Here is a 23,062-nt window from a genome sequence, read left to right on the forward strand (position 1 = left end):
CGTCATCGGTGGGCACGGCAGACCTCCGGTCGGGTGCCGGGAGCGTATCTCGGCGACTCTGCCGCTGTGTCAGGATCACCCTTCTGGCCCGACGATCCAGGGAGCACTGATGGCAGGCGGTCTCGCCGGGACGCTGCACGGCTCGTCGGTGGGGGTCGGCGCATGCACGACCTGGTCGGCTCGGGTCAGCGGCGCATCGCCGCGAGGCAGCGCCCAGGTGACCCGCCACKCCCGAGCCGCGCGCTCCTCGACCGGGCGGTACGCCATGAGCATGAGGGGCAGCTCGCCCTCGCCGGTCGCGACCGTCCAGCGATCGGCGACGTCCGCGATCCGGCGGGACGGGCCGGTCTCGTCGTCGACCAGGATCTCGACCAGGCCCGGGAGGGCCAGCAGCAGCGGGTCGCCGACATCGCGCAGGAGCGAGCGGACCTCGTCGGCGGCGACCTCGTCGCGCAGCTCGAGCACCACCGCGGTGTCGTAGCCGGTGGGCGGGGGGCCCTCCGCGGGGAACGGGAGCCGCAGGGCCGGCAGGGAGCCGTCGCGGCGGCGGACCTCGTCGGCGAGGGGGTCGTTGTCGAGCGCCGCCTCGGCCAGCAGCTCGGCGGCGTCGGCCGCGCTGAACCGGATGCCGCCGGTCGTGCTGAGCACGGAGACCTCGTCGGCCACCGACCGCACCGCGGCGAACCCGACCCCGAACCGACCGACCGTCCGTCGCGACGCCGGCTCGTCGCGCTTGGCCGACGCCCGCATCGACGCCAGCGACGCGACGCCGTCCGCGTCCAACGGGGCGCCCGTGTTCGCGGCGACGAGCACCGTGCCGTCGTCGTCGGTGCGCGCCAGCCGCAGCAGCAGCCGGCCCGGGACGCCCGCGCGCGTGGCCGCGTCCGCGGCGTTCTGCGCGAGCTCGACGATCACGCGGTCGCGGTAGTAGCCGCGGGCGTGGTCCTCCTCCGTGTTCGCGTCCTCGCGCAGTCGCGTCGGCGACGAGCGCCACGCCCCCAGGACGGCCGCGCGCAGGGCGGCCGTCCCGAAGGCGTCAGCGGTCACGGCTCCGGGTCGGGAACGGCGCTGGGCGCGTCCTCGTCGTCGGGGGTCGAGCCGGGCGTGGCGGTGTCGGCGGGCGCGTCGACCGTCGGGCCGTCGGTCGGAACGTCGACGGCCGTCGGCGACTCGTCGTCGGCAGTCGTTGCCTCGTGGTCGGCTACCGGCGCTTCGTCGGCAACCTGCGACGCATCGTCGGCCGGCACTTCGTCAGCAACCTGAGCCTCGTCGGCCCCCTGCGACGCGTCGGCGACCGGTGCCTCATCGGCAACCTGCACCTCGCCAGCAGTCGCTGTCTCGTCAGCATCCTGCACGTCGTCAGCAACCGGCGCCTCGTCAGCGACCTGCACGTCGTCAGCAACTGGCGCTTCGTCGGCGACCTGTACCTCGTCGACCGGTGCCTCGTCAGCAATCTGCGGCTCGTCGGCAACGGCGATCTCGTCGAAAACTGTCACCTTCTCGGCAGCGGGCGCCTCGTCGGCAGTCTGCGCCTGGTCCTCCGCGGCTGCGTGCTCGTCGGCAACCAGCGCGTCGGCCCGAGCCACGACCGGAGCCGCAGCCGACCGAGCGGCGAGATCGACCAGCTCCAGGCTGAGCTCGTCGATCAGGGGGTCGGCGTCGGGCCATTCGGTCGGCGGCGTCTCGGCGTCGGTCTCCGAGTGCGCACCGCACCCGTGGTCGACGCTCACGACGGTGCCGTCGTCGGGCGACCACTGGTTCGCGCACACGCCGAAGACGGTGCCGAGCGAACCCTGCAGCGGCACGAGGAACCCGCAGCTGCCGCACGCGGCGGCGGAGGCGAGTGAGCCAGCGCTCGTCGGGCCGTGCGGGCCGCGGTACCAGCGCTCGGCGGCCTCGTCGCGACCCTCGGGCGAGAGCACCCGGACGCGGGCGAGGGCGAGCTCGTCGATCGCGACGTCGTCGAGCTCGGGGTCCCCGGTCGGGGTCCAGCCGGGCTCGAGCCGCGGGTCGTCGGCCTTGAAGGGCAGGACGTCGCCGGGGCCGATGTCGCCCGGGCGGATGCGCTCGGACCACGGGAGCCAGGCCTGGCCGAGGACGGCGTCGGGGCCGGGCAGCAGCTCGGCCTCGCAGACGGTGACGGTGCGACCGCGCGGCACGCGGGCGACCGTGACCGTCCACTCCCATCCCCGGTAGCCGCGCGCGGCAGACGCGAACCGGTGGGAGACCAGCCGCTCGCCCTCGACCACGAGACCGAGGTAGTCGCCGACGTCGGAGGGGTCCTCGGCGAGGCCGACCGCGACCTCGCGGGCCAGGTCGACGGCCGATCCGAGGACCGCGTCCTTGGTTGCTGCAGGCATGCTCAGGCCTCGATGTCGTCCGCGACGGCTCGCAGCAGGGCGGCGTACTGAACCCCACGAGCCTTCTCGGGGTAGCGGCCACGACGCAGGTCGTTGCCGACGCGGTCGAGGACCTTGATGAGGTCCTCGATGATGACGGCCATGTCGTCGGCGGGCTTGCGCGCCGCCTTGGCGACAGAGGGCACGGGGTCCAGCAGCTTGACCGAGAGGGCCTGGGGGCCGCGACGGCCGTCCGCGACGCCGAAGTCGACCTTCGCGCCGGGCTTCGGCGCCGTGACGCCCTCGGGCAGCGCCGACGCGTGCAGGAAGACCTCGCCGCCGTCGTCGCCGGCGATGAACCCGAAGCCGCGCTCGGTGTCGAACCACTTGACCTTGCCGGTAGGCACGGTGAACCCCGTTCATGAGAAGAAGACGTACTGGCCACAAGGTTACCGGCCACGGCACGGGAAAACCCCACGAGACCCCGGAAGGGTGCATGGCCAGCGCGCGTTGGACCGAAAGATGACCTCCTTCTCCGACCCCCGCGACAGGCTCGAGTCGCTGCGGACGACGACGCTCGCGCGCCTCGCCGCGCTCCAGCGCGAGCACAGCGCGGTCGTCGACGCCTCGCGGGACAGCAACGCCGACGACGAGCACGACCCCCGAGGGCGCGACGATCGCCTTCGAGCGGGCGCAGGTGGACGCCCTCGCGCGCGACGCGTCGGAGCGGCTCGTGTCCGTCGAGCTCGCGCTCGCGCGGCTGGAGGCCGGCACCTACGGCGTGTGCGAGGTCTGCGGGACCGCGATCCCCGACGGCCGGCTGGAAGCGCGGCCGACCGCGACGACGTGCGTGGCGTGCGCCGCGCGACGAGTCTCTTAGACCCCCTGCGCCAGCCGGTCGAGCGCCAGCGCGGCGAGCACGGCCGGGCCGACGGCGAGCGACTCCTCGGCGAACGTCGCCTGCGCGGAGTGGTTGTAGGCCGCGGTCGCCGGGTCCTGGCCGACCGGCGTCGCGCCGAGCCCGAGGTAGGTGCCCGGCACCTCCTGGAGGACGTAGGAGAAGTCCTCGGCGCCCGAGATCGGCTGCGGCGCGGTGCGGTAGGCCTGCTCGCCGAACAGCCCGCGAACCAGGCCGGCCGCGCGGTCGACCTCGGCGGGCGTGTTCGACGTGACCGGGTAGCCGCGCTGGTAGTCGACGGTGGCAGTCAGGCCGTGCGCGGCCGCGATGCCCTCGGCGACGCGGGTCAACCGGTCGGGCACGACGGCGTGGGTCGACTCGGAGAACGTGCGGACGGTGGCCTCGAGGACCGCGGTCGCGGGGATCACGTTGTTCGTCGTCCCCGCCTCGATCTTGCCGACAGTGACCACCACCGGGTCGAACACGTCGAACTGGCGCGTGACCATCGCCTGCAGGGCCAGGACGATCTCGGCGGCGACGGGCACGGGGTCGGCGGCGAGGTGCGGCATGGAGCCGTGGCCGCCCCGGCCGTGGACGGTGACGACGACGGAGTCCGCGGCGGCGAGCATGGTGCCCGCGCGAGAGATCACCAGACCGGTCGGCAGCATCGACGACATGACGTGCAGGCCGTAGGCGGCGACCACCCGGTCGCCGGCGGTGTCCAGCACCCCTTCCTCGATCATGAGCCGGGCGCCGTGGTTGCCCTCTTCTCCGGGCTGGAACATGAAGACCACGTCGCCCGCGAGGTCGTCGCGGCGCGACACCAGGAGCCGGGCGGCACCCACCAGCCCGGCGACGTGCAGGTCGTGCCCGCAGGCGTGCATGACACCGGCGTTCTCCGAGGTCACGGGCTCGCCCGAGTCCTCGGTCACGGGGAGGGCGTCCATGTCGCCGCGCAGCAGCACGGCCGGGCCGGGCCGTCCCCCGCGGAGCACCGCGACGACGGAGCTGAGCCCGACGCCGGTGCGCACCTCGAGCCCGAGCGGCTCGATCGCGTCGAGGACCAGCCGCTGGGTCKCCGGCAGGTCGAGGCCGATCTCGGGCGTCCGGTGCAGGGCCCGCCGCAGGGCGACGAGCTGGGGCAGCTGCGCGGCGGCGTCGGCGCGCAGGCCGGCGAGGACGTCGGGAGCCAGGGACACGAGCGGACCTCCGGGTGCGAGACATGCGAGACGTGTGAGACATGCGAGGTGCCGACGGTTACCGGTCAGTACTGAACCACCCGCTCAGCGCGAGCGCCACGTAAGGTTGTGCGGATGCCCACGTTCACCGGTTACCTGCGCGAACGCAGCGACGACGAGCTCGTCGCGCTTCTGCGCAGCCGACCGGACCTGGCCTCGCCGTCGCCCGCGACGTTGTCGTCGCTGGCGGTCCGCGCCACCAGCCGGTCGAGCCTCGAGCGCGCGCTGGCCGGCGTCGACGCGAGCGTGCTGCAGGTGCTCGAGGCGGTCGTCGCGCTCTCGGACCCGGGACCCGTCACGGCCGCCGACCTGCCCGCGGCGCTGGGTGCCACGGACGACGCCGGCATCGAGCTCGTCGAGCGGGCGCTGCGGCTCGCGGTCGTCGGCACCCTCGTCTACCCGGACACCCCCGACGACGACGCGCCGTTGCTGCCCTCCCCGGGCCTCGCCGAGATCCTCGGGCCTTACCCCGCCGGCCTCGCGCCGCTCGACATCGCCGTCCGACGGGGCGCGACGCCGGAGCCCGTGGACCTCACCGACCTCCCGGCCCTCCTCGACACCGCCCCCACCGGCGCTCGACCCGTCCTGGACGCCCTGCTCTGGGGTCCGCCCGTCGGCCTCGCACCATCCAACAGCACCGCGGCGGCCGCGGCCGTCGACTGGTTGCTGCGCCGGCACCTGCTGCTGCCCGGCGACTCCCGCCACGTCGTGCTGCCGCGGGCCGTCGCGCTCGCGCTGCGGGGCGGCCGCACGCACCCGGCCCCGGCGTTCCCGCCCGGTGTCCCCGACGGCGTCCCGGTGCGGCACCACGCGCTGGTCGCGGCCGAGTCCGCGGCGGCCGGGGAGCGCAGCGTCCTGCTCGTCGCGCGCCTGGTCCGCCTCTGGGAGCACACGCCGCCGGGGGTGCTGCGCGGCGGCGGTCTGGGGGTGCGCGAGCTGCGCCGGGTGGCGATGGCGCTCGAGACCGACGAGCCCGAGGCCGCGTTCGTCATCGAGCTGGCCGGCGCGGCCGCCTTCGTGGCCGACGACGGCGAGGACAACCCGTCGTTCGCGCCGACCGTCGCGGTCGACGAGTGGGCCGTCCGCGACGTCCCCGAGCGCTGGGCGGCGCTGGCCCGCACCTGGCGCTCGATGCTGCGCACTCCGTGGCTCGTCGGCGGTCGCGACGACCGCGGCGGCGTGCGGGCGGCCCTCGACCCCGAGCTGCAGCGCACGTGGGCGCCGCGGCTGCGCCGGTCGGTGCTCGACGTGCTGGCCGAGATGCCCCCGGGCACCGCCCTCGACGCCGCGCACGTGGTGGCGATCCTGCGCTGGCGCACGCCGCGGTCGGTCCCGCCGTCGGCGGCCGTGAACGCGATCCTGGTCGAGGCCGGCCGGCTGGGCATCCTCGGGGCGGGAGCGTTGTCCGACGCCGGCCGCGCGCTGCTGCTGGAGACCGCGCCGATGGTCGGCGCCGAGCCCGCGGACCCCGCCGACGCCCTCGCGGCCGCGCTGCCGCCCGCGGTCGACGAGATCCTGCTCCAGGGAGACCTCACGGGCGTCGTGCCCGGGCGCCCGAGTCCCGAGCTCGAAGACCTGCTCGACCGCACCGCGCACGTCGAGTCCCGCGGCGGCGCGCTCACGGTGCGGTTCACGCCGGAGTCGGTGCGCCGCGCCCTCGATGCCGGCTCCACCGCCGACGCTCTGCTCGGCGAGCTGGCCTCGCACGCCCGGTCGGGCGTGCCGCAGCCGCTGGAGTACCTGGTCCGGGACGCCGCGCGTCGCCACGGCCGCCTCCGGGTCGGCTCGGCGTCCGGCTACGTGCGCGCCGACGATCCCTCGCTCCTCGCGGGCCTCGCCGAGGACCCGCGCCTGGCGTCCCTCGGCCTGGTCCGGCTCGCGCCGACGGTGCTGGCGGCGCAGGCGCCCGTCCGTGAGCTGATCGACGCCCTGCGCGCGCACGGTCTGGCCCCCGTCGCGGAAGGCCCCGACGGACAGGTCGTGCACGTCGTCTCGACCGTGCGCCGCGTCGGGCGTCGGGCCACCGCGGGTGCCCGTCGTCGCACCACCGACGCGCCGACGGCCTCCCGGGAGACCGTGAGCGACGAGCGGCTCCTCGCGCTCGTGCCGCTGCTGCGTCGGGCCGAGCAGGAACGCAAGACGGACGAGGTCGAGCGGCTGCCCGGCGCGCTCCCGCCCCTCCCCGCTCGACGCGCCGTCCAGCCCGCGCTCGCGCCGCTGCCGGCGGGAACAGCCGACCCCGTCGACGCGTTGGTGCTCTTGCGTGAGGCGGCGGCCGAGAAGGCCGAGGTGTGGGTGGAGCTGGTCGGCTCGCACGGCGTCCCGCAACGGCGGCTGCTGCGTCCCTTGCGGGTCGAGGGCGGCCGGCTGCGGGCCATCGACACGGCCCGCGAGTCCGAGCTGACGGTGGCCGTGCACCGGATCGCCACCGTCACCCGCGCGGCAGCACCAGCACCAGCAGACGATCGTCAGGAGACTTCGTGACCAACGGCCCCCTCATCGTGCAGAGCGACAAGACGCTGCTGCTCGAGGTCGACCACGACCAGGCGGAGGCCTGCCGCCGCGCGATCGCCCCGTTCGCGGAGCTGGAGCGCGCGCCCGAGCACGTGCACACCTACCGCCTGACCCCGCTGGGCCTCTGGAACGCGCGCGCCGCGGGCCACGACGCCGAGCAGGTGGTCGACGTCCTGCTCGAGTACTCGCGCTACCCGGTCCCCCACGCCCTGCTCGTCGACGTCGCCGACACGATGTCCCGCTACGGCCGTCTCCAGCTGGTCCAGGACCCGGTGCACGGCCTCGTCCTGCACGCGCTCGACCCGGCCGTGCTCGCCGAGGTGGTGCGGTCGAAGCGGACCGCGGGCCTGCTGGGCGCCCGGCTCGACGCGACCGACGTCATCGTCCACCCCTCGGAGCGGGGCCACCTCAAGCAGGTGCTGCTCAAGCTCGGCTGGCCGGCCGAGGATCTCGCCGGGTACGTCGACGGTGAGGCTCACCAGATCGACCTGCACGAGGACGGCTGGGCCCTGCGGCCGTACCAGAAGCACGCCGTCGACAACTTCTTCCACGGCGGGTCCGGCGTGGTCGTGCTTCCCTGCGGCGCCGGCAAGACGCTGGTCGGCGCGGGTGCCATGGCGCGCTCGTCGACGACGACCCTGATCCTGGTCACGAACACCGTCAGCGCCCGCCAGTGGCGCGACGAGCTGGTCAAGCGCACCTCGCTGACCGAGGACGAGATCGGCGAGTACTCCGGCGCCCGCAAGGAGATCCGCCCGGTCACCATCGCGACCTACCAGGTCCTGACGACCAAGCGGAAGGGCGTCTACACGCACCTCGAGCTGCTGGACGCCCGCGACTGGGGCCTGGTGGTCTACGACGAGGTCCACCTGCTCCCGGCGCCGATCTTCCGCATGACGGCCGACCTGCAGGCCCGCCGGCGCCTCGGGCTGACCGCCACGCTGGTGCGCGAGGACGGCCGCGAGGACGAGGTGTTCAGCCTCATCGGCCCCAAGCGGTTCGACGCCCCCTGGAAGGACATCGAGGCGCAGGGCTACATCGCCCCGGCCGACTGCGTCGAGGTCCGCCTCACGCTCCCCGACGCCGACCGCATGGCCTACGCGATCGCCGAACCGGAGGAGAAGTACCGGCTCGCGGCGACCGCCCGCGGCAAGAACCGGGTGGTCGAGCAGCTGGTCGCCAAGCACGAGGGCGACCCGACGCTGGTGATCGGCCAGTACCTCGACCAGCTGCACACGCTCGCGGAGCACCTCGACGCGGACCTCATCACGGGCGAGACCACCGTGCACGAGCGGCAGCGGCTGTTCGACGCCTTCCGGTCCGGCGAGATCACCAAGCTCGTCGTGAGCAAGGTCGCCAACTTCTCGATCGACCTGCCCGAGGCGTCCGTGGCCATCCAGGTCTCCGGCTCGTTCGGGTCCCGCCAGGAGGAGGCCCAGCGCCTCGGCCGGATCATGCGGCCCAAGGGCGACGGGCGGACCGCGCACTTCTACACGGTGGTCGCGCGCGACACGGTCGACCAGGACTTCGCCGCGCACCGGCAGCGATTCCTGGCCGAGCAGGGCTACGCGTACTCGATCGTCGACGCCGAGGACCTGGACACTGCCGCCGAGCTGGAGGATTGAGCCGCAGCGCAGGCTCAGTCCGCCCACAAGCGAAGGACTGACGGACGACAGAGCGCCCGACCCCCGCGAGGGTCGGGCGCTCCGTCGTGCGTGGYCAGGCGGAGACGGGCTCCTGCGCGCTGGCGCGCACGTGGGCCGCGAACGACTCGGCGAGCGCACGGCCGGCGGCCGTCACCTCGGCCTCGCGCGCGGCGTAGGCGGACAGCACCGCCTCGGTGTCGACATCGTCGTACGCGTCGGCCCAGGAGCGCAGCGTCGCCGCCTCGGCCTCGGGGTGGAACTGCACGCCCCACGCGGAGCCGACGCGGAAGGCCTGGTACGGGTACATCGCCGACGAGGCGAGCCAGACCGCGCCGCGGGGCAGGTCGACGACCGCGTCCGCGTGCATGCTCGGCTGCGGGGTGCGGTACCGGTCGTCCGCCAGCGCTGCCACGGGGCCGACGACGGCGTCGCCGACCGCCTCGGGCCGCCAGCGCACATCGACGATGCCGGTCTCGCGCCCGGGAGGGGCCGCGACCTGCACGCGACCGCCGCGGGCGGCGGCGAGCAGCTGGGCGCCGAGGCAGATGCCGAGCGTGGGGACGCCCCGGGTGCTCGCGTCGGCCAGCAGCGCGCGCAGCTCGGGGAGCCACGGGGCGGCCGCGTCGTCGTAGGCCGACATCTGGCCGCCGAGGACGACGAGGCCGTCGCCGACCTCGCTCGCGACAGGAACGATCTCACCGGCGAACGCCGCGACGAGGCGCAGCTCGACGTCGCCGAGCCACTCGCTGAAGCGGTCGAGCGAGACGTCGGGGGAGCTCTGGATCACGGTGACGACCGGGCGAGGGCCGCCGTGCAAGGGGGTGGTCACGCGGAGACGGTACTCCCGCGCAACCGGTGATCTGCAACGAACGGACCACCCATCTGTCCGATTGCTGGTCAGACGTCCATGTTTGCCGCCCGGATGAATCTGTCACGCGTGCGCGTCGTCACAGACCAGACATCCCGCCCCGTCCGGCGTTCACCCAGCGAACTCCCAGGCTTCCGCGCCAGACTCGGCCTATGTCGACACCCCACACGACCGCGCCGTCGGGCACCCCCGAGGCGCGTCTGCTCGTCGTCGACGACGAGCCGAACATCCGCGAGCTGCTGGCGACGTCGCTGCGGTTCGCCGGGTTCGAGGTCCACGCCGCCGCCGACGGGGCCTCCGCGCTGCGGCTCGCCCGCGAGGTCGAGCCGGACCTCGTCGTGCTCGACGTGATGCTCCCCGACATGGACGGCTTCACCGTCACGCGGCGCCTGCGGGAGAAGGGCCAGCACGTCCCCGTCCTCTTCCTCACGGCGCGCGACGACACGGCGGACAAGGTGCAGGGGCTCACGGTCGGCGGCGACGACTACGTCACCAAGCCCTTCAGCCTGGAGGAGGTCGTCGCCCGCATCCGCGCCGTGCTGCGCCGCACGCGTCCGGGTCTCGACGACGACAGCAGCGTCCTGCGCTACGCCGACCTCGAGCTGGACGAGGACTCGCACGAGGTGGTCCGCGCCGGGCACCCCGTCGACCTGTCCCCCACCGAGTTCAAGCTGCTGCGCTACCTCATGCTCAACCCGGGCCGCGTGCTGTCGAAGTCGCAGATCCTCGATCATGTCTGGCAGTACGACTGGGGCGGCGACGCGAACATCGTCGAGTCCTACATCTCCTACCTGCGCCGGAAGGTCGACCAGATCGACGACGCCGACGGTCGGCGGCTGCCCCCGCTGATCCACACCAAGCGCGGGGTGGGCTACCTGCTGCGCGAGTCGTCGTGACGGCTGACGTCGTGGTCGAGCAGCCGAGCGAGACGGCGCCCGCACCCGCCGCTCCCGGCCGCCGCCGGTTCGGCGCCCTGCGCGACTGGTGGGCCGGCACGACGCTGGTCTCGCGCCTCGTCGGCATCGTCACGGTCCTGCTCGCGGTCGGCCTGGTGCTGGCGGGAGCCACGAGCGCCGCGCTGCTGGAGAGCACCCTGGTCGACCAGGTGGACAGCAAGCTGCAGACCGAGGGCGGGGACCTGGCACAGAGCACCGTGCAGCGCCTCAGTCGCGGTTTCGGTAGCGGCATGGCGCCGAGCGACTACTACGTCCGCGTGCAGCTCGACGGCTACGAGGACACCAACATCTCTCCCTCGGCCGTCACGCGGTACGGGACGCCGCAGGTGCCCGACCTGAGCTCGGAACGGGCGGCCGAGATCGAGGGCGACCCGTACACCGTCGGCTCGACGCAACCGGGCTCGACCTGGCGCGCGGTCGCGTACCCGTTGTACTCGAACGACACGCTCGCGGGATCGATCGTCGTCGCGCTTCCCCTCGGCGACATCGAGAGCACCGTCCGGCACATGAGCTTCGTGCTGCTCCTGAGCGGTCTCGGCATCGTCATTCTCGGCGCGGTCGCCGGCACCTGGGCCGTCCGTCGGTCGCTCAAGCCGCTGCGCGAGATCGAGACCACCGCCGCCGCGATCGCCGCCGGCGATCTGTCCCAGCGCGTGCCCGCCGCGTCCGAGCACACCGAGGTCGGCCGCCTGAGCGCCGCGCTCAACGGGATGCTCGCCCAGATCGAGCAGGCGTTCGGCGCGCAGACCGCGTCCGAGGCGCGCATGCGCCGGTTCGTCGCCGACGCCTCCCACGAGCTGCGCACCCCGCTGGCCACCATCCGCGGCTACGGCGAGCTCTACCGGATGGGTGCGCTGACCACGACCGACCAGGTCGACGACACCATGCGCCGCGTGGAGCAGTCCGCCATCCGCATGGGTGCGCTCGTCGAGGACCTGCTCGCGCTGGCCCGCGTCGACGAGGGCCGGCCCATGCAGATGGGCCCCGTCGACCTCACCGTGCTCGCCGCCGACGCCGTCAGCGACCTGCACGCCCTCGACCCGTCTCGCCCGACCCGGCTGGTGCCGCTCGTCGATGGCGCCCCCGGCGGCCCGTGCCTCGTCGTCGGCGAGGAGTCGCGCCTGCGCCAGGTGCTCGCGAACCTCGTCGGCAACACCGTCCAGCACACCCCGCCCGGCACCCCCGTGGAGATCGCCGTGGGGACCCTGCCGTCCGGGCAGGCCGCGCTCGAGGTCCGCGACCACGGCCCCGGCATCGACCCGGAGCACGCCGCGCGGGTGTTCGAGCGGTTCTACCGGGTGGACGCCAGCCGTGGCCGCGACTCCGGCGGGGCCGGGCTCGGCATGGCGATCGTCGCCGCGATCGTCGACGCGCACGACGGCACGGTGAGCCTGGAGCAGACACCCGGAGGGGGGACGACCGTGCGGGTCACCCTTCCCGTCCCGCCGCCCGTTTCGGGGCATGGCGCCCAGGTCTGAGGGCTACCATGGCGGGTTCCTACCGTCGGAGTAAGGCTGAACTTCATGGGCGTCCATGACGCACCGCAGTGGTTGTTGTCCGCATATGTCCGCAGTGCTGTCGGAGCCGGCGCCACCGCCCCGACCGAGCAGATTCGCGACGCCGGACAGGCGCTGGTCGATCGCTGGGGCTCCCCCGGCCGGGCCTTCCACAACCTGAAGCACCTGGTCGACGTGCTCAGCCGCGTCGACGAGCTGGTCGAGGAGACCCACGATCCCGACATCGTGCGGCTCGCCGCCTGGTACCACGGGGCGATCTTCGACGCGGCCGACCGCAAGGCGTATGCCAACCGCGGCGGCGAGGACGAGATCGCGAGCGCGAGCCTGGCGTTCGACGAGCTGACCACGCTCGGCGTCCCCGAGAAGCGGGCTCAGCGCGTGCACGACCTCGTCGTCGCCCTGGTCCGCCACGCCCCGAACCCGGCGGACTTCGACTGCGCGGTGCTCTGCGACGCCGACCTCGCGATGCTCGCCACCGAGCCGCAGAAGTACAAGGCGTACGTGCAGGACATCCGCACCGAGTACGCGCACCTGCCCGTCGAGGACTACCTGCGCGCCCGCGTCCGCATCCTGCACAAGCTCCTGGCGCGGCCGTCGCTGTTCGTCAGCCCGCTCGGCGCCGCCTGGGAGGAGCCCGCCCGGCAGAACCTCTCCGGCGAGCTGCAGCGGCTGGAGAAGGAGCTCCGCGGCATCGACGCCGCCGCCGCGACGGCCGCCGCCGAGGCCCCGGCCGCGTCCGGCGCCGCGGGCTACGGCACCCCGTCCGAGGGCTCGAGCGCCGCGCACACCTGACCGTCCGCTTCTCCCCCAACGTCCGAGCAGATGTAGGCCCTGACCTGCATCTGCTCGGACGTTGTTGTCTCGCGGCTGGCTAGTTTCTGCGGGGTGGGCCGCGTACCCTGTGGGAGCGCTCTCGCGTGCATCGCCTTGCGGGTCTCTGGTCGGGCTGCGGGTGGTTGTGGTGACTGGGTGATGGACGGTCCCGGGTCGGGGTGCAGCGGTGCCCTCGACCCGGGCCGGAGCCGCTCGCCGAGGCGGTGGTGCGCTGCTCTGGATGCTGTGGTGCCGGCATGCCCGCTGGCTCGTGGTCGTGCGGGCCGCTGCCGCAACGGACCAGCCCACTTGCGCTGCCGATCCGCCCACAGCCCCGGGCTTCGTCGCCACGGTCCACCGAACTCCTCGAGCCGCTTTCGGCGCGGCCGCGGCCTCCTACCGTCGTCGCATCGGCCAGGACCACCCGGCCGTCACCCTCACGGAGGCTCCATGAGCAGGTACGAGGTCGACAGCGCGCAGGTCGCCCAGGCGGCGGCGAGCGTGCAGGCGCGGGCCGGCACCATCCGCAGCGAGGTGGCGGCGATGCACCGCCAGCTCGCCGACCTGCAGGGGTCGTGGCGGGGCGCCGCCGCCACCGCGTTCACGGGCGTTCTGGCGGACTGGTCCGCCACCGAGGCCCGCCTCGACGCGTCGCTCGAGCAGATCGTGGCCGCGATGCAGTCGGCCGCGCGGACCTACGCCGAGGCCGAGTCGCAGGCCTCCCGGCTGTTCAGCGTGTGACCGTGTCCCACGCGCGCCTACGCTCGGGCCGTGACCGTGCTCGTGGACCCGCCGATGTGGCCCAACCACGGCATGCTCTGGGGCCACCTGGTCAGCGACTCGTCGCTCGAGGAGCTGCACGCGTTCGCGGCCCGGGCGGGCATCCCGCCCCGCGGGTTCGACCTCGACCACTACGACGTGCCCGACCAGCGGATCGACGAGCTCGTGGCGCTCGGGGCGCAGCTGGTCAGCGCGAAGGAGCTGATCACGCGCCTGCGGGCGTCCGGGCTGCGCGTGCCGGCGCGGGATCGCGGCCGACACCACTAGCCGGCGCTCGTCCGGCGCGGGCCAGCGCCCGCCACCGACGCCGCAGGCACCGGCGATACGCTCGACAGATGCCGCCGCTGCGCCCGCTCGACCAGTCGTCGAAGCTGAAGAACGTCCTCTACGAGATCCGCGGGTCCGCCCTGGACGAGGTCGTCCGGCTCGAGGCCGAGGGTCACACGATCCTGCGGCTCAACACCGGCAACCCGGCGGCGTTCGGGTTCGAGGCGCCGCACCAGATCGTCCGCGACGTGATCGCCGCGATCCCCCACGCGCACGGCTACACGGACTCGCGCGGCATCCTGTCCGCCCGCCGCGCCGTGGTCACCCGCTACGAGACCGAACCCGGCTTCCCCGAGATCGACGTCGATGACGTGTACCTGGGGAACGGCGTCTCCGAGCTCATCACGATGGTCATGCAGGCGCTGCTCGACGAGGGCGACGAGGTGCTCATCCCGTCGCCGGACTACCCGCTGTGGACCGCGATGACGTCGCTGTCCGACGGCGTTCCGGTGCACTACCGGTGCGACGAGTCCGCCGGCTGGGAGCCCGACCTCGAGCACATCCGGTCGCTCGTCGGCCCCCGGACCAAGGCGATCGTCGTCATCAACCCGAACAACCCGACCGGTGCCGTCTACTCGCGCGAGGTGCTGGAGGGCATCGCCGCGATCGCGCGCGAGCACAGCCTGCTCGTGCTCTCCGACGAGATCTACGACCGGATCCTGTTCGACGGCGCGCAGCACATCCCCATGGCGACGGTCGCCCCGGACCTCCTGTGCCTGACGTTCAACGGCCTGTCCAAGACCTACCGCGTCGCCGGCTACCGCTCCGGCTGGCTCGTCGTCACCGGCCCCCGCGAGCACGCCACGGGCTTCCTCGAGGGCATCACCCTGCTCGCGTCGACGCGCCTGTGCCCCAACGTCCCCGCGCAGCACGCGGTCCAGGCGGCGCTCGGCGGCATCCAGAGCATCGACGCCCTCATCGCCCCCGGCGGCCGGCTGCACGAGCAGCGCGACGTGGCGTACCGCGGCCTGACGTCAATCCCCGGCGTCGACTGCGTCCGCCCCGACGGTGCGCTCTACCTGTTCCCGCGGCTCGACCCGGAGGTGCACGAGATCCGCGACGACGCCCGCCTCGTCTACGACCTGCTGGTGAGCGAGCACATCCTGCTGGTGCAGGGCACGGGCTTCAACTGGCCGACCCCGGACCACCTGCGCATCGTCACGCTCCCGGAGGCCCGCGTCCTGGCGGAGGCCGTCGAACGCATGGGCAACTTCCTGTCGAGCTACCGCCAGTAGGACGACGACGGGCCGGCCACCCGAAGGTGACCGGCCCGTCCGATGCGTTCAGCGCATCAGCTGCGGATCAGAACCCGCCGCCGAAGTCCTCGCCGCCGCCACCGGCCGGCGCGGGGTTGCGCTCCGGCTTGTCGGCCACGACGGCCTCGGTGGTGAGGAAGAGCGCGGCGATGGACGCCGCGTTCTGCAGCGCGGAGCGCGTGACCTTCACCGGGTCGTTGACGCCCGCGGCGAGCAGGTCCTCGTACGTGTTGGTCGCGGCGTTGAGGCCGTGACCCACGGGGAGGTTGCGCACCTTCTCCGCCACGACGCCACCCTCGAGACCGGCGTTGATCGCGATCTGCTTGAGCGGGGCCTCGATCGCGAGCTTCACGATCGCGGCACCGGTCGCCTCGTCGCCCTCGAGCTTGAGGCCCTCGAACGCCGTCTTGCCGGCCTGGATGAGCGCCACGCCACCACCGGCGACGATGCCCTCCTCGACGGCCGCCTTGGCGTTGCGCACGGCGTCCTCGATGCGGTGCTTGCGCTCCTTGAGCTCGACCTCGGTGGCCGCGCCCGCCTTGATGACGGCGACGCCGCCGGCGAGCTTGGCGAGGCGCTCCTGGAGCTTCTCGCGGTCGTAGTCCGAGTCCGAGTTCTCGATCTCGGCACGGATCTGCGTGACGCGGCCCTGGATCTGGGCGGCGTCGCCGGAGCCCTCGACGATCGTGGTCTCGTCCTTGGTGACGACGATCTTGCGCGCCGTGCCGAGGACCTCGAGGCCCACCGTGTCGAGCTTGAGACCGACGGTCTCGGAGACGACCTGGCCACCGGTGAGGATGGCCATGTCCTGCAGCATCGCCTTGCGGCGGTCGCCGAAGCCGGGGGCCTTGACCGCGACCGACTTGAACAGGCCGCGGATCTTGTTGACGACGAGCGTGGCCAGGGCCTCGCCCTCGACGTCCTCGGCGACGATGAACAGCGGCTTGCCGGCCTGGATGACCTTCTCCAGGAGGGGCAGCAGGTCCTTGACGTTCGAGATCTTCGACTCGACGAGCAGGACGTACGCGTCCTCCAGGACGGCCTCCTGACGCTCGGGGTCGGTCACGAAGTACGCCGACAGGAAGCCCTTGTCGAAGCGCATGCCCTCGGTGAGCTCGAGCTCGAGGCCCAGCGCGCTGGACTCCTCGACCGTGATGACGCCTTCCTTGCCGACCTTGTCGAGCGCCTCGGCGATGAGGTCGCCGATCGCCTGGTCGCCGGCGGAGATGGCGGCAGTGGCGGCGATCTCCTCCTTGGTCTCGACGTCCTTCGCCTGCGCGAGCAGAGCAGCGGTGACGGCCTCGACGGCCTTCTCGATGCCCTTCTTCAGCGCGATGGGGTTGGCGCCGGCCGCGACGTTGCGCAGGCCCTCGCGCACGAGCGCCTGGGCGAGCACGGTGGCGGTGGTGGTGCCGTCGCCAGCGACGTCGTCCGTCTTCTTGGCGACCTCCTTGACGAGCTCCGCACCGATCTTCTCGAAGGGGTCCTCGAGGTCGATCTCCTTGGCGATGGAGACGCCGTCGTTGGTGATCGTGGGGGCGCCCCACTTCTTGTCCAGGACGACGTTGCGGCCCTTCGGGCCGAGGGTGACCTTGACGGTGTCGGCGAGGATGTTGAGTCCCCGCTCGATGCCGCGGCGGGCCTCCTCGTTGAAGGCAATGATCTTGGCCATGGGGCTGTGATCCTTCACTGGGTTCGGGTCGGCCGAGGGTGCCCGCGACGGACGGGCACGCCACCCGCGGTCTTGTCCCGCGTGCGACGGCCCTCACCGGACGGCCGGGGTGATTCTGTCACTCTCCACCGGAGAGTGCTAAGTCCAATGGTTAGCACTCGACCCCCGAGAGTGCAAGCAGCGTTCACTCCTGGCGAGGTCGTCGCAGGGCCGCCCGGCCGTCGCCCGGGCGGCCTCCGACTATCGTGCGCGTGTGCAACGTCACGGCGACAACGTCGATGCAGCGGTCGCCGGCGCCCCGGCGTCGGCCCCGCGCATCCCCCGGGCGCACCGCGCACGCCGCCGACGAGGCGGTGCCGCGGTGGCCGTCGCCGTGCTCGTCGCCACCACGACGTCGCTCGTCGCGACCGCACCCACCGGCGCCCTGGCGACGGAAGCGACACCCGCTCCCCCCACCGTCGCCGCCAAGCCCGCCGCGTACGCGACCATCCCCCTCTACCTCCAGGGCCTGACCACGCTCCCCGGCGGCCTGCGGGCACCGCTGGCCGCCGGCACCGACGTGACGTTCCTGGCGGGCACCCGCGTGGTCGATCCCGCGGCGACCACGCTCACACGCCTCATGGGCGGGCAGGTGGGCACCGGCCACGGCGCGACGGCTCCGGCGGCGGCCACCGTGGCCGAGCGCCAGCGCGCGTGGCTGGCGTCGGGAACCGTCCCGGGAGCGGGTGGCCCCTACGACGACATGGCCCGCGGAGCCCTGCTGGACCTGCACTCCCTGACGCTCCCGGGTGGGGCGGCCGTCGCGGGGTGGTCGGACAAGTGGCGGTACGTGTGGCCGCGCGACGCGTCGTTCGTCGCCGTCGCCCTGGCGCGCACCGGTCACGTCGACGACGCCCTGGAGATCCTCGGCTTCCTCGACCGCGTCCAGGCGTCGGACGGCTCGTTCCAGGCGCGCTACCTGCCCGACGGCTCCGGCCCGCCCGACGACCGCGGCGTGCAGACGGACGGCACAGGCTGGTCGCTGTGGGCGGCGGGACTCGTCGTCGACGAGATCACCGACCCCACCGAGCGGGCCGCCGCCGTCGAGCAGCTCCACCCGCTCGTCACCCGGTCCACCCACCACGTGCTCGACCTCGTCGGCCGCGGGGGCCTGCCCCCCGCGTCGCCCGACTACTGGGAGGTCCCCGAGGACGCGCTCACGCTGGGCACCGTCGCGCCCCTCGTCGCGGGCCTGCAGCAGGCATCGCACCTGCTCGAGCTGGCCGACGACCACGCGCTCGCCGCGACCGCGTTCGACGCCTCGATCCGGACCAAGGTCGCGGTGATCCGCGCGTTCGGGCCGACCGGCTTCGCGCGGTACGCGGCCGGCGGGCACGCGGACGCCGCCAYGGCATTCCTGCTGCCACCGTTCCTCACGACGGCCGTCCCCGACGTCCAGGACGCGTGGCGTGAGTCGGCCGTGGCGATGGTGCGACCGGCAAACGGGCTGGCCCCGGGCGCGGGGTGGCGCGACGACGGCGTCTCGTGGACGCCGCAGACCTCGCTCTACGCCTGGGTGGCGGCCGAGAACGGCGACACCGCGCTGGCCGACGGCTGGCTCACGTTCCTCGACAGCCACCGCACCGCGACCGGGTCCCTGCCCGAGAAGGTGCTGGCGGACGGCTCCCCCGCCGCGGTCGCGCCCCTCGGCTGGAGCGCCGCGTGCGTGCTGCTGGCCCTGGACGCGCTCGACGGCGGCGTCGCCGGTGCCGGCGCGGGCGGCCGAGCCGGCTGAGACGCCGACGGGCCGCGCACCGGTCGGTGCACGGCCCGTCCGGGACCAACCGGGGCTCAGAGGCCCCGAACCTGCTCGGCCTGCGGCCCCTTGGTGCCCTGACCGACCTCGAACTCGACGTCCTGCCCCTCCTCGAGGGAGCGGTAGCCGTCCGACTGGATCGCGCTGAAATGCACGAAGAGGTCCTGGCCTCCCCCGACCGGGGTGATGAAGCCGTACCCCTTCTCCGCGTTGAACCATTTCACGATGCCCTGGGCCATGCCGTAACTCCTCGACGTCCGGGTGCCGGGCGCTCCGCCGGCGCCTGGTGCGCGCGAGCCTAGTGGGAGCGGTCCGCGGGCGACCAGGGTCGTCTCGGGGCCGGTGCGTCGGGCAGGTCAGGCGTCCGGGTTGGTCGCGAGGACCACGGAGATGCCGGTCCCCGCGTCGGTCGGCGACAGGGTCACCGTCGGGACACCGACCGTCGAGCCGACCAGGTCGGCCGTCGCCTTCTGGTCCTCGGCCGCGTAGTAGACGACGGAGGCGTCCGGAGCCGTGCCGGTGAAGTTGCCCGTCGTCACGGCCGTGAACCCGGCGGCCGTCAGCTTGGCGGCCTGGTCGCCCGCGAGGCCCGAGATCTTGGCGGCGTTGAGGACCACGACCGGGGTGCTCAGGTCTGGCGCGACAGCGGCTTCGGTCTCGGCCGGCGGCGCCTCGGTCGCGGTGTCCGTCGGCGCGGTGGCGCCGTCGCTCGCGGTGTCGTCGGGCGTCGCCGCGCCGTCGTCGGCCTCCGACGACGGCGAGTCGGACGTGCCGGGGAGCGACGGGAGGTCGCCGTTGCGGGACGCGTAGTTCACGGCCGCGAACGCGAGGACCGGCGCGACGACCAGGACGAGCAGGAACGGCCACCACCTGCTCCACGCGGTCCGGGGTGCGCGATGCACCCCGCGGGGGACGTCAGGGTTCGAGGGGACGTCGAACTCGTCCTCGGGGTAGGAGTACTCCGCCTTGCTCACGGCGGACAGGCTAACGGCTCGGTCGGTGAACTCGGGTCCACCCGTGGCCGGACGTGGGACGTGTCACGAAGGGGCGTCAGGCGTCGCCGAGGCGACGGGCGGAGCGTGCGCGCTGGCGCGACGACCGCATGCGGCGCAGGCGCTTGATCAGCATCGGGTCGTGCGCGAGGGCGGCCGGGTCATCGATCAGCGCGTTGAGCACCTGGTAGTACCGGGTGGCCGACATGTCGAACAGCTCACGGATGGCCGACTCCTTGGCGCCCGCGTACTTCCACCACTGGCGCTCGAAGGCGAGGACCTGCTCGTCGCGCTCGGAGAGACCGTCGGGACGTGGCGCGCTGCTGGGCTGCGGGAGCTGACCGATGACGATCGTCGCGGCGTCCATGCGTCCTCCTGTGTCTCGCGGCTGAACTCGTCGCTCAGCGCGACGTCCGTATCGTACGACCGTAATGACACAGGTGTCATTCCGCTCGGCGCGTCGTCGCCCGTGTGCCGCACTCGGTAGCCTCGCGGGCGTGAACGCCGCGCCGCTCGACCAGCTCGTCGCGCCCGACTGGGCCGTCGCCCTCGCCCCCGTGGAGCCGCAGATCCGCGCGGCCGGCCAGTTCCTGCGCGACGAGGTCGCGGCCGGCCACGGGTACCTGCCCGCGGGCGACGCCGTGCTCCGCGCGTTTCGGCGGCCGCTCGCGGAGGTGCGCGTGCTCGTCGTCGGCCAGGACCCGTACCCGACTCCCGGGCACCCGATGGGGCTCTCGTTCTCGGTGCAGCCCGACGTGCGACCGCTCCCGCGGTCGCTCACCAACATCTTCACGGAGCTAGTCGCGGATGTCGGGGTCGCGCCCCCCACCAACGGCGACCTGTCCCCGTGGGCCGACCAGGGCGTCATGCTGCTGAACAGGGTGCTCACGGTCCGTCCGGGCGCGCCCGCCTCGCACCGGCGGCGCGGCTGGGAGGCGGTGACCGACCAGGCCATCGCGGCCCTCGTCGAGCGCGGCGGTCCGCTGGTCGCGGTGCTCTGGGGACGCGACGCCCAGTCCCTGAAACCGGCGCTCGGCTCCGTCCCGACCGTCGAGAGCGTGCACCCCAGCCCGCTGTCGGCGAGCCGTGGGTTCTTCGGGTCGCGCCCGTTCTCGCGGGTCAACGAGCTGTTGGTCGCGCAGGGGGCCGCCCCGGTGGACTGGTCGCTGGCCTGAGCAACAATGTGGTCGTGACTTCTTCCACCCCCCGCTGGTCCCGCTACGTCGCCATCGGCGACTCGTTCACGGAGGGCCTCTGGGACGACCCGGACGGCCGCGAGGCGCCGCAGCGCGGCTGGGCCGACCTGCTGGCGTCCCACCTGGCGCAGCGCCGCGCGGCCGCCGGCGAGTCGCCCCTGCTGTACGCGAACCTGGCCATCCGCGGGCGGCTGCTCAAGTCGATCCTGGTCGAGCAGGTGCCCGCGGCTCTCGAGCTGAAGCCCGACCTCGTGAGCCTGGTCGGCGGCGGCAACGACATCCTGCGGCCCACCGCCGACATCGACCGGATGGCCCGCAACCTCGAGGCCGCGGTCGTGCGACTGCGCGCCGCGGGCGTCGACGTCCTGCTCGGCACCGGCGTCGACGCCGCCGACAGCCCGCTGGTCAAGGCCACCCGCAGCCGCGTCGCCATCTACGACGCCCTCATCTGGTCGATGGCCCGCCGGCACGGCGCCTACGTCGTCGACCTGTGGGGCATGCGCTCCCTGCGCGACTGGCGCATGTGGGCCGAGGACCGCATCCACCTCACCACCGACGGGCACGCCCGCGTGGCGCAGGCGGCACTCGTCGGCCTCGGCCTCGAGCCCGACGACGCCGGCTGGGACGACCCGCTCACGCCGCTGCCCCCCACCCCGCGCATGCAGAAGGCGCGCGAGGACGCCGCGTGGGTGCGCGAGCACCTCTACCCGTGGGCGACCCGGCGGCTGCGCGGGAAGTCGTCTGGCGACGAGCGCGTGCCGAAGCGGCCGGAGCTGACGCCGCTGGACTGATCGGACCCGCTCAGGGGACCTGGCAGACCAGTCCCGGCGTCCCCGTGCGGTTCTCGACGATGTCGACGTAGACGTCCGGGGAAGCGCCGATGTTCGCGCCGAGCCGCCCGCTCACCGTCGGGAGCGTCGAACAGCTCGACGTCACCACGCCGGAGTTGTTGATGCGCGTGAGTCCTGCGTTGGACCACGACCACCAGCTCGGCGCGCCGGAGAGCGTGATCGTGAACGAGACGTACTGGGAGTTGAGGATGCCGGGCGCGCTGACGTTGGTGCGGAAGTTCCCCTGGCCCGAGCCCGAGCTGCCCCAGTAGTCCGACTTGATCGGACCCGTGACGGTGCAGGGCTTCGTCGAGTCGAGCGACCCGTCGCTGGCGTTGCGCACCTGGCACACGTTCACCGGACCGGTGGGCGGCGTGTACGTCCACGTCGCGGCGACGGGCCACCCACCAATGGTGGCGTAGACCTTTTGGGCGACGGTCGGCGTGAAAGACGCGCTGGGAGAGGGCAGCGTTATTGATGCGACCGTCGCCGAGCCGCTGACCTCAAACTTCTTGGCCGTCGCCCAGGTGGCCGCGGTCGAGTCGTACACCGCTACGACAATCGGCAGGCCCCCGCAGCGGGTGACGTCGACGTTGCTCACCGTGACACTCGACGCCGTCGTGGTCGTCGCCGTGGTGGTCACCGCGACAGTCTGGGAGGTGCAGCGCGTCTGGCTGCTGATGAGCTGGCGGTTACCGGTGCTCAGCGAGAGTGCCGACGCACTGGAGACGGAGAGCCCCAGCAGACCCATGAGGACCGCGCCGAGCAGCACGATCGCGCCCGGGCGCTTGCAGGCCACTCGAAGGTCGTTCACGCGCGCCTCTCCGTAACCAGCGGCGGAGCGGCGTCGAGAGCATATTCAGCGTCCGCCCTGCGAGCCGCGAGCTGTGAGTCGGTGTCATCGCCAGCCTCGAGGTCGTCGTCGTCACGCGGCCAGGCCAAGATCGCCAGCCCGAGTGCGAGAAGACCACCCCAGACGAACGGGCTCGTCATGAGGCCGGTCAGGATGGCGATCTTCGGGATGCGCACGCGCGCAATGCCCTGTACTGCGTCGTCACCAGGACGGAACGGGTCGACGAAGTCGTTGTTGTCTCCCTGGAGCTGCCACGCGTCGGCGTCGCCTCCGATGATCCGGTGGATGATGCGCGCCCCGTGGATCTCGCCCGGCTGATAGACCACGATGTCGCCGACTGCGGGTGCGCCGCACCGAGCGATCACGAGATCTCCGGTGTAGTACGTCGGCTCCATCGAATGACCGGAGACGACGGTGAGGGTGGTGCATCCGCCCAGACTGGTAGGCCACAGAAGCAGAGCAAGCACGGCGACGACGCCAAAGAAAACCGCACTGCGGACGATGCGCAGCACCCGACGCTCGCGAGAAGCGTCGGGTGCTGCGGCGGTGTCCGCGTCGAACACGGTCGACCA

21 protein-coding genes and 2 pseudogenes are annotated in these 23,062 nt (G+C 73.2%); 12 read left to right on the plus strand and 11 right to left on the minus strand.

The features are described 5' to 3' along the window. Positions 1–75: 75 nt before the first annotated feature. Genes AC1DYZ_RS17525 through AC1DYZ_RS17535 form a run of 3 tightly spaced genes read right to left on the minus strand, consistent with a single transcriptional unit; the run spans position 76 to position 2,746 of the window. Positions 76–1,047, minus strand: a complete 972-nt coding sequence (locus AC1DYZ_RS17525) for a sacsin N-terminal ATP-binding-like domain-containing protein (RefSeq protein ID WP_477066410.1) — start codon at positions 1,045–1,047, stop codon at positions 76–78. Next, positions 1,044–2,360: a DUF3027 domain-containing protein gene (locus AC1DYZ_RS17530; RefSeq protein WP_477066411.1), complete on the minus strand. Its 1,317-nt coding sequence runs from the start codon at positions 2,358–2,360 to the stop codon at positions 1,044–1,046. Before AC1DYZ_RS17530 ends, AC1DYZ_RS17525 begins: the two co-directional genes overlap by 4 nt. A 2-nt stretch (positions 2,361–2,362) precedes the next feature. Continuing rightward, positions 2,363–2,746 (minus strand): cold-shock protein, encoded by a 384-nt coding sequence (locus AC1DYZ_RS17535; protein WP_315098645.1) that lies wholly within the window; start codon positions 2,744–2,746, stop codon positions 2,363–2,365. Between the two features lie 115 nt (positions 2,747–2,861). Here AC1DYZ_RS17535 and AC1DYZ_RS17540 point away from each other — a divergent pair. After that, positions 2,862–3,219, plus strand: a pseudogene (locus AC1DYZ_RS17540) (TraR/DksA family transcriptional regulator). On the opposite strand, the gene AC1DYZ_RS17545 reads toward AC1DYZ_RS17540, so the two are convergent. After that, the gene (locus tag AC1DYZ_RS17545) at positions 3,216–4,436 is read right to left on the minus strand and encodes a M20 metallopeptidase family protein (protein WP_477066412.1); all 1,221 of its coding nucleotides are present in this window, start codon (positions 4,434–4,436) and stop codon (positions 3,216–3,218) included. The pseudogene AC1DYZ_RS17540 and the gene AC1DYZ_RS17545 overlap by 4 nt on opposite strands. A 114-nt stretch (positions 4,437–4,550) precedes the next feature. Here AC1DYZ_RS17545 and AC1DYZ_RS17550 point away from each other — a divergent pair, with 114 nt between their 5' ends. Together AC1DYZ_RS17550 and AC1DYZ_RS17555 are read left to right on the plus strand one after the other, a co-directional pair. Then, positions 4,551–6,959, plus strand: coding sequence for a helicase-associated domain-containing protein (locus AC1DYZ_RS17550; RefSeq protein WP_477066413.1), 2,409 nt, complete (start codon positions 4,551–4,553; stop codon positions 6,957–6,959). Continuing rightward, positions 6,956–8,614, plus strand: a complete 1,659-nt coding sequence (locus AC1DYZ_RS17555) for a DNA repair helicase XPB (RefSeq protein WP_477066414.1) — start codon at positions 6,956–6,958, stop codon at positions 8,612–8,614. The genes AC1DYZ_RS17550 and AC1DYZ_RS17555 overlap by 4 nt, the downstream gene beginning before the upstream one ends. A gap of 271 nt (positions 8,615–8,885) precedes the next feature. Here AC1DYZ_RS17555 and AC1DYZ_RS17560 read toward each other — a convergent pair. Beyond that, a pseudogene (locus tag AC1DYZ_RS17560) lies at positions 8,886–9,464 on the minus strand (type 1 glutamine amidotransferase); the annotation flags it as partial. A 191-nt stretch (positions 9,465–9,655) separates the two neighbouring features. Between AC1DYZ_RS17560 and AC1DYZ_RS17565 the strand changes: the two are divergent. The 6 genes from AC1DYZ_RS17565 (at position 9,656) to AC1DYZ_RS17590 (ending at position 15,131) form a co-directional block, all read left to right on the plus strand. Next, positions 9,656–10,399 (plus strand): response regulator transcription factor, encoded by a 744-nt coding sequence (locus AC1DYZ_RS17565; RefSeq protein WP_477066415.1) that lies wholly within the window; start codon positions 9,656–9,658, stop codon positions 10,397–10,399. Then, a complete protein-coding gene (locus tag AC1DYZ_RS17570) occupies positions 10,396–11,937 on the plus strand; it encodes a sensor histidine kinase (protein ID WP_477066416.1) in 1,542 nt (513 codons plus the stop codon). The genes AC1DYZ_RS17565 and AC1DYZ_RS17570 overlap by 4 nt, the downstream gene beginning before the upstream one ends. Positions 11,938–11,982: 45 nt before the next feature. Beyond that, positions 11,983–12,768: an HD domain-containing protein gene (locus tag AC1DYZ_RS17575; RefSeq protein WP_477066417.1), complete on the plus strand. Its 786-nt coding sequence runs from the start codon at positions 11,983–11,985 to the stop codon at positions 12,766–12,768. Positions 12,769–13,239: 471 nt separating this feature from the next. Beyond that, the gene (locus tag AC1DYZ_RS17580) at positions 13,240–13,530 is read left to right on the plus strand and encodes a WXG100 family type VII secretion target (RefSeq protein ID WP_477066418.1); all 291 of its coding nucleotides are present in this window, start codon (positions 13,240–13,242) and stop codon (positions 13,528–13,530) included. 30 nt (positions 13,531–13,560) lie between these two features. Then, the gene (locus AC1DYZ_RS17585; protein WP_456825366.1) at positions 13,561–13,836 is read left to right on the plus strand and encodes a DUF4031 domain-containing protein; all 276 of its coding nucleotides are present in this window, start codon (positions 13,561–13,563) and stop codon (positions 13,834–13,836) included. 68 nt (positions 13,837–13,904) lie between these two features. Beyond that, positions 13,905–15,131: a pyridoxal phosphate-dependent aminotransferase gene (locus AC1DYZ_RS17590; RefSeq protein ID WP_477066419.1), complete on the plus strand. Its 1,227-nt coding sequence runs from the start codon at positions 13,905–13,907 to the stop codon at positions 15,129–15,131. A gap of 67 nt (positions 15,132–15,198) precedes the next feature. Here the strand turns inward: AC1DYZ_RS17590 and groL are convergent, their stop codons facing one another. After that, a complete protein-coding gene (groL, locus tag AC1DYZ_RS17595; protein WP_456825368.1) occupies positions 15,199–16,824 on the minus strand; it encodes a chaperonin GroEL in 1,626 nt (541 codons plus the stop codon). 253 nt (positions 16,825–17,077) lie between these two features. Here groL and AC1DYZ_RS17600 point away from each other — a divergent pair, with 253 nt between their 5' ends. Further along, entirely contained in the window at positions 17,078–18,598 is a 1,521-nt protein-coding gene (locus AC1DYZ_RS17600; RefSeq protein WP_477066420.1) for a glycoside hydrolase family 15, read from the plus strand. A gap of 56 nt (positions 18,599–18,654) precedes the next feature. On the opposite strand, the gene AC1DYZ_RS17605 is transcribed toward AC1DYZ_RS17600, so the two are convergent. The 3 genes from AC1DYZ_RS17605 to AC1DYZ_RS17615 all read right to left on the minus strand — a co-directional run bounded on the left by AC1DYZ_RS17605 (position 18,655) and on the right by AC1DYZ_RS17615 (position 19,978). Continuing rightward, positions 18,655–18,858, minus strand: coding sequence for a cold-shock protein (locus tag AC1DYZ_RS17605; RefSeq protein WP_456825370.1), 204 nt, complete (start codon positions 18,856–18,858; stop codon positions 18,655–18,657). 117 nt (positions 18,859–18,975) lie between these two features. After that, on the minus strand, positions 18,976–19,593 hold the full coding sequence (locus tag AC1DYZ_RS17610; protein ID WP_477066421.1) for a LytR C-terminal domain-containing protein: 618 nt from the start codon (positions 19,591–19,593) through the stop codon (positions 18,976–18,978). A 76-nt stretch (positions 19,594–19,669) separates the two neighbouring features. Further along, positions 19,670–19,978 (minus strand): DUF3263 domain-containing protein, encoded by a 309-nt coding sequence (locus AC1DYZ_RS17615; RefSeq protein ID WP_456825372.1) that lies wholly within the window; start codon positions 19,976–19,978, stop codon positions 19,670–19,672. A gap of 130 nt (positions 19,979–20,108) precedes the next feature. Between AC1DYZ_RS17615 and AC1DYZ_RS17620 the strand changes: the two genes are divergently transcribed. Together AC1DYZ_RS17620 and AC1DYZ_RS17625 are read left to right on the plus strand one after the other, a co-directional pair. After that, complete coding sequence (locus AC1DYZ_RS17620; protein ID WP_477066422.1) at positions 20,109–20,786, plus strand: uracil-DNA glycosylase; 678 nt, start codon at positions 20,109–20,111, stop codon at positions 20,784–20,786. A 14-nt stretch (positions 20,787–20,800) separates the two neighbouring features. After that, a complete protein-coding gene (locus AC1DYZ_RS17625; RefSeq protein ID WP_477066423.1) occupies positions 20,801–21,598 on the plus strand; it encodes an SGNH/GDSL hydrolase family protein in 798 nt (265 codons plus the stop codon). Between the two features lie 10 nt (positions 21,599–21,608). On the opposite strand, the gene AC1DYZ_RS17630 is transcribed toward AC1DYZ_RS17625, so the two are convergent. Continuing rightward, positions 21,609–22,451, minus strand: a complete 843-nt coding sequence (locus AC1DYZ_RS17630) for a hypothetical protein (RefSeq protein WP_477066424.1) — start codon at positions 22,449–22,451, stop codon at positions 21,609–21,611. Beyond that, positions 22,448–23,053, minus strand: coding sequence for a S24/S26 family peptidase (locus AC1DYZ_RS17635; protein WP_477066425.1), 606 nt, complete (start codon positions 23,051–23,053; stop codon positions 22,448–22,450). The genes AC1DYZ_RS17630 and AC1DYZ_RS17635 overlap by 4 nt, the downstream gene beginning before the upstream one ends. Positions 23,054–23,062: the final 9 nt, after the last annotated feature.

It is taken from the genome of Cellulomonas sp. P1_C4 (genome assembly GCF_056406355.1).

Coding starts and splice junctions, on each gene's coding strand:
- AC1DYZ_RS17550 (WP_477066413.1), top strand. CDS start 4,551: ATGCCCACGTTCACCGGTTACCTGCGCGAACGCAGCGACGACGAGCTC.
- AC1DYZ_RS17605 (WP_456825370.1), bottom strand. CDS start 18,858: ATGGCCCAGGGCATCGTGAAATGGTTCAACGCGGAGAAGGGGTACGGC.
- AC1DYZ_RS17590 (WP_477066419.1), top strand. CDS start 13,905: ATGCCGCCGCTGCGCCCGCTCGACCAGTCGTCGAAGCTGAAGAACGTC.
- groL (WP_456825368.1), bottom strand. CDS start 16,824: ATGGCCAAGATCATTGCCTTCAACGAGGAGGCCCGCCGCGGCATCGAG.
- AC1DYZ_RS17615 (WP_456825372.1), bottom strand. CDS start 19,978: ATGGACGCCGCGACGATCGTCATCGGTCAGCTCCCGCAGCCCAGCAGC.
- AC1DYZ_RS17530 (WP_477066411.1), bottom strand. CDS start 2,360: ATGCCTGCAGCAACCAAGGACGCGGTCCTCGGATCGGCCGTCGACCTG.
- AC1DYZ_RS17580 (WP_477066418.1), top strand. CDS start 13,240: ATGAGCAGGTACGAGGTCGACAGCGCGCAGGTCGCCCAGGCGGCGGCG.
- AC1DYZ_RS17565 (WP_477066415.1), top strand. CDS start 9,656: ATGTCGACACCCCACACGACCGCGCCGTCGGGCACCCCCGAGGCGCGT.
- AC1DYZ_RS17575 (WP_477066417.1), top strand. CDS start 11,983: ATGGGCGTCCATGACGCACCGCAGTGGTTGTTGTCCGCATATGTCCGC.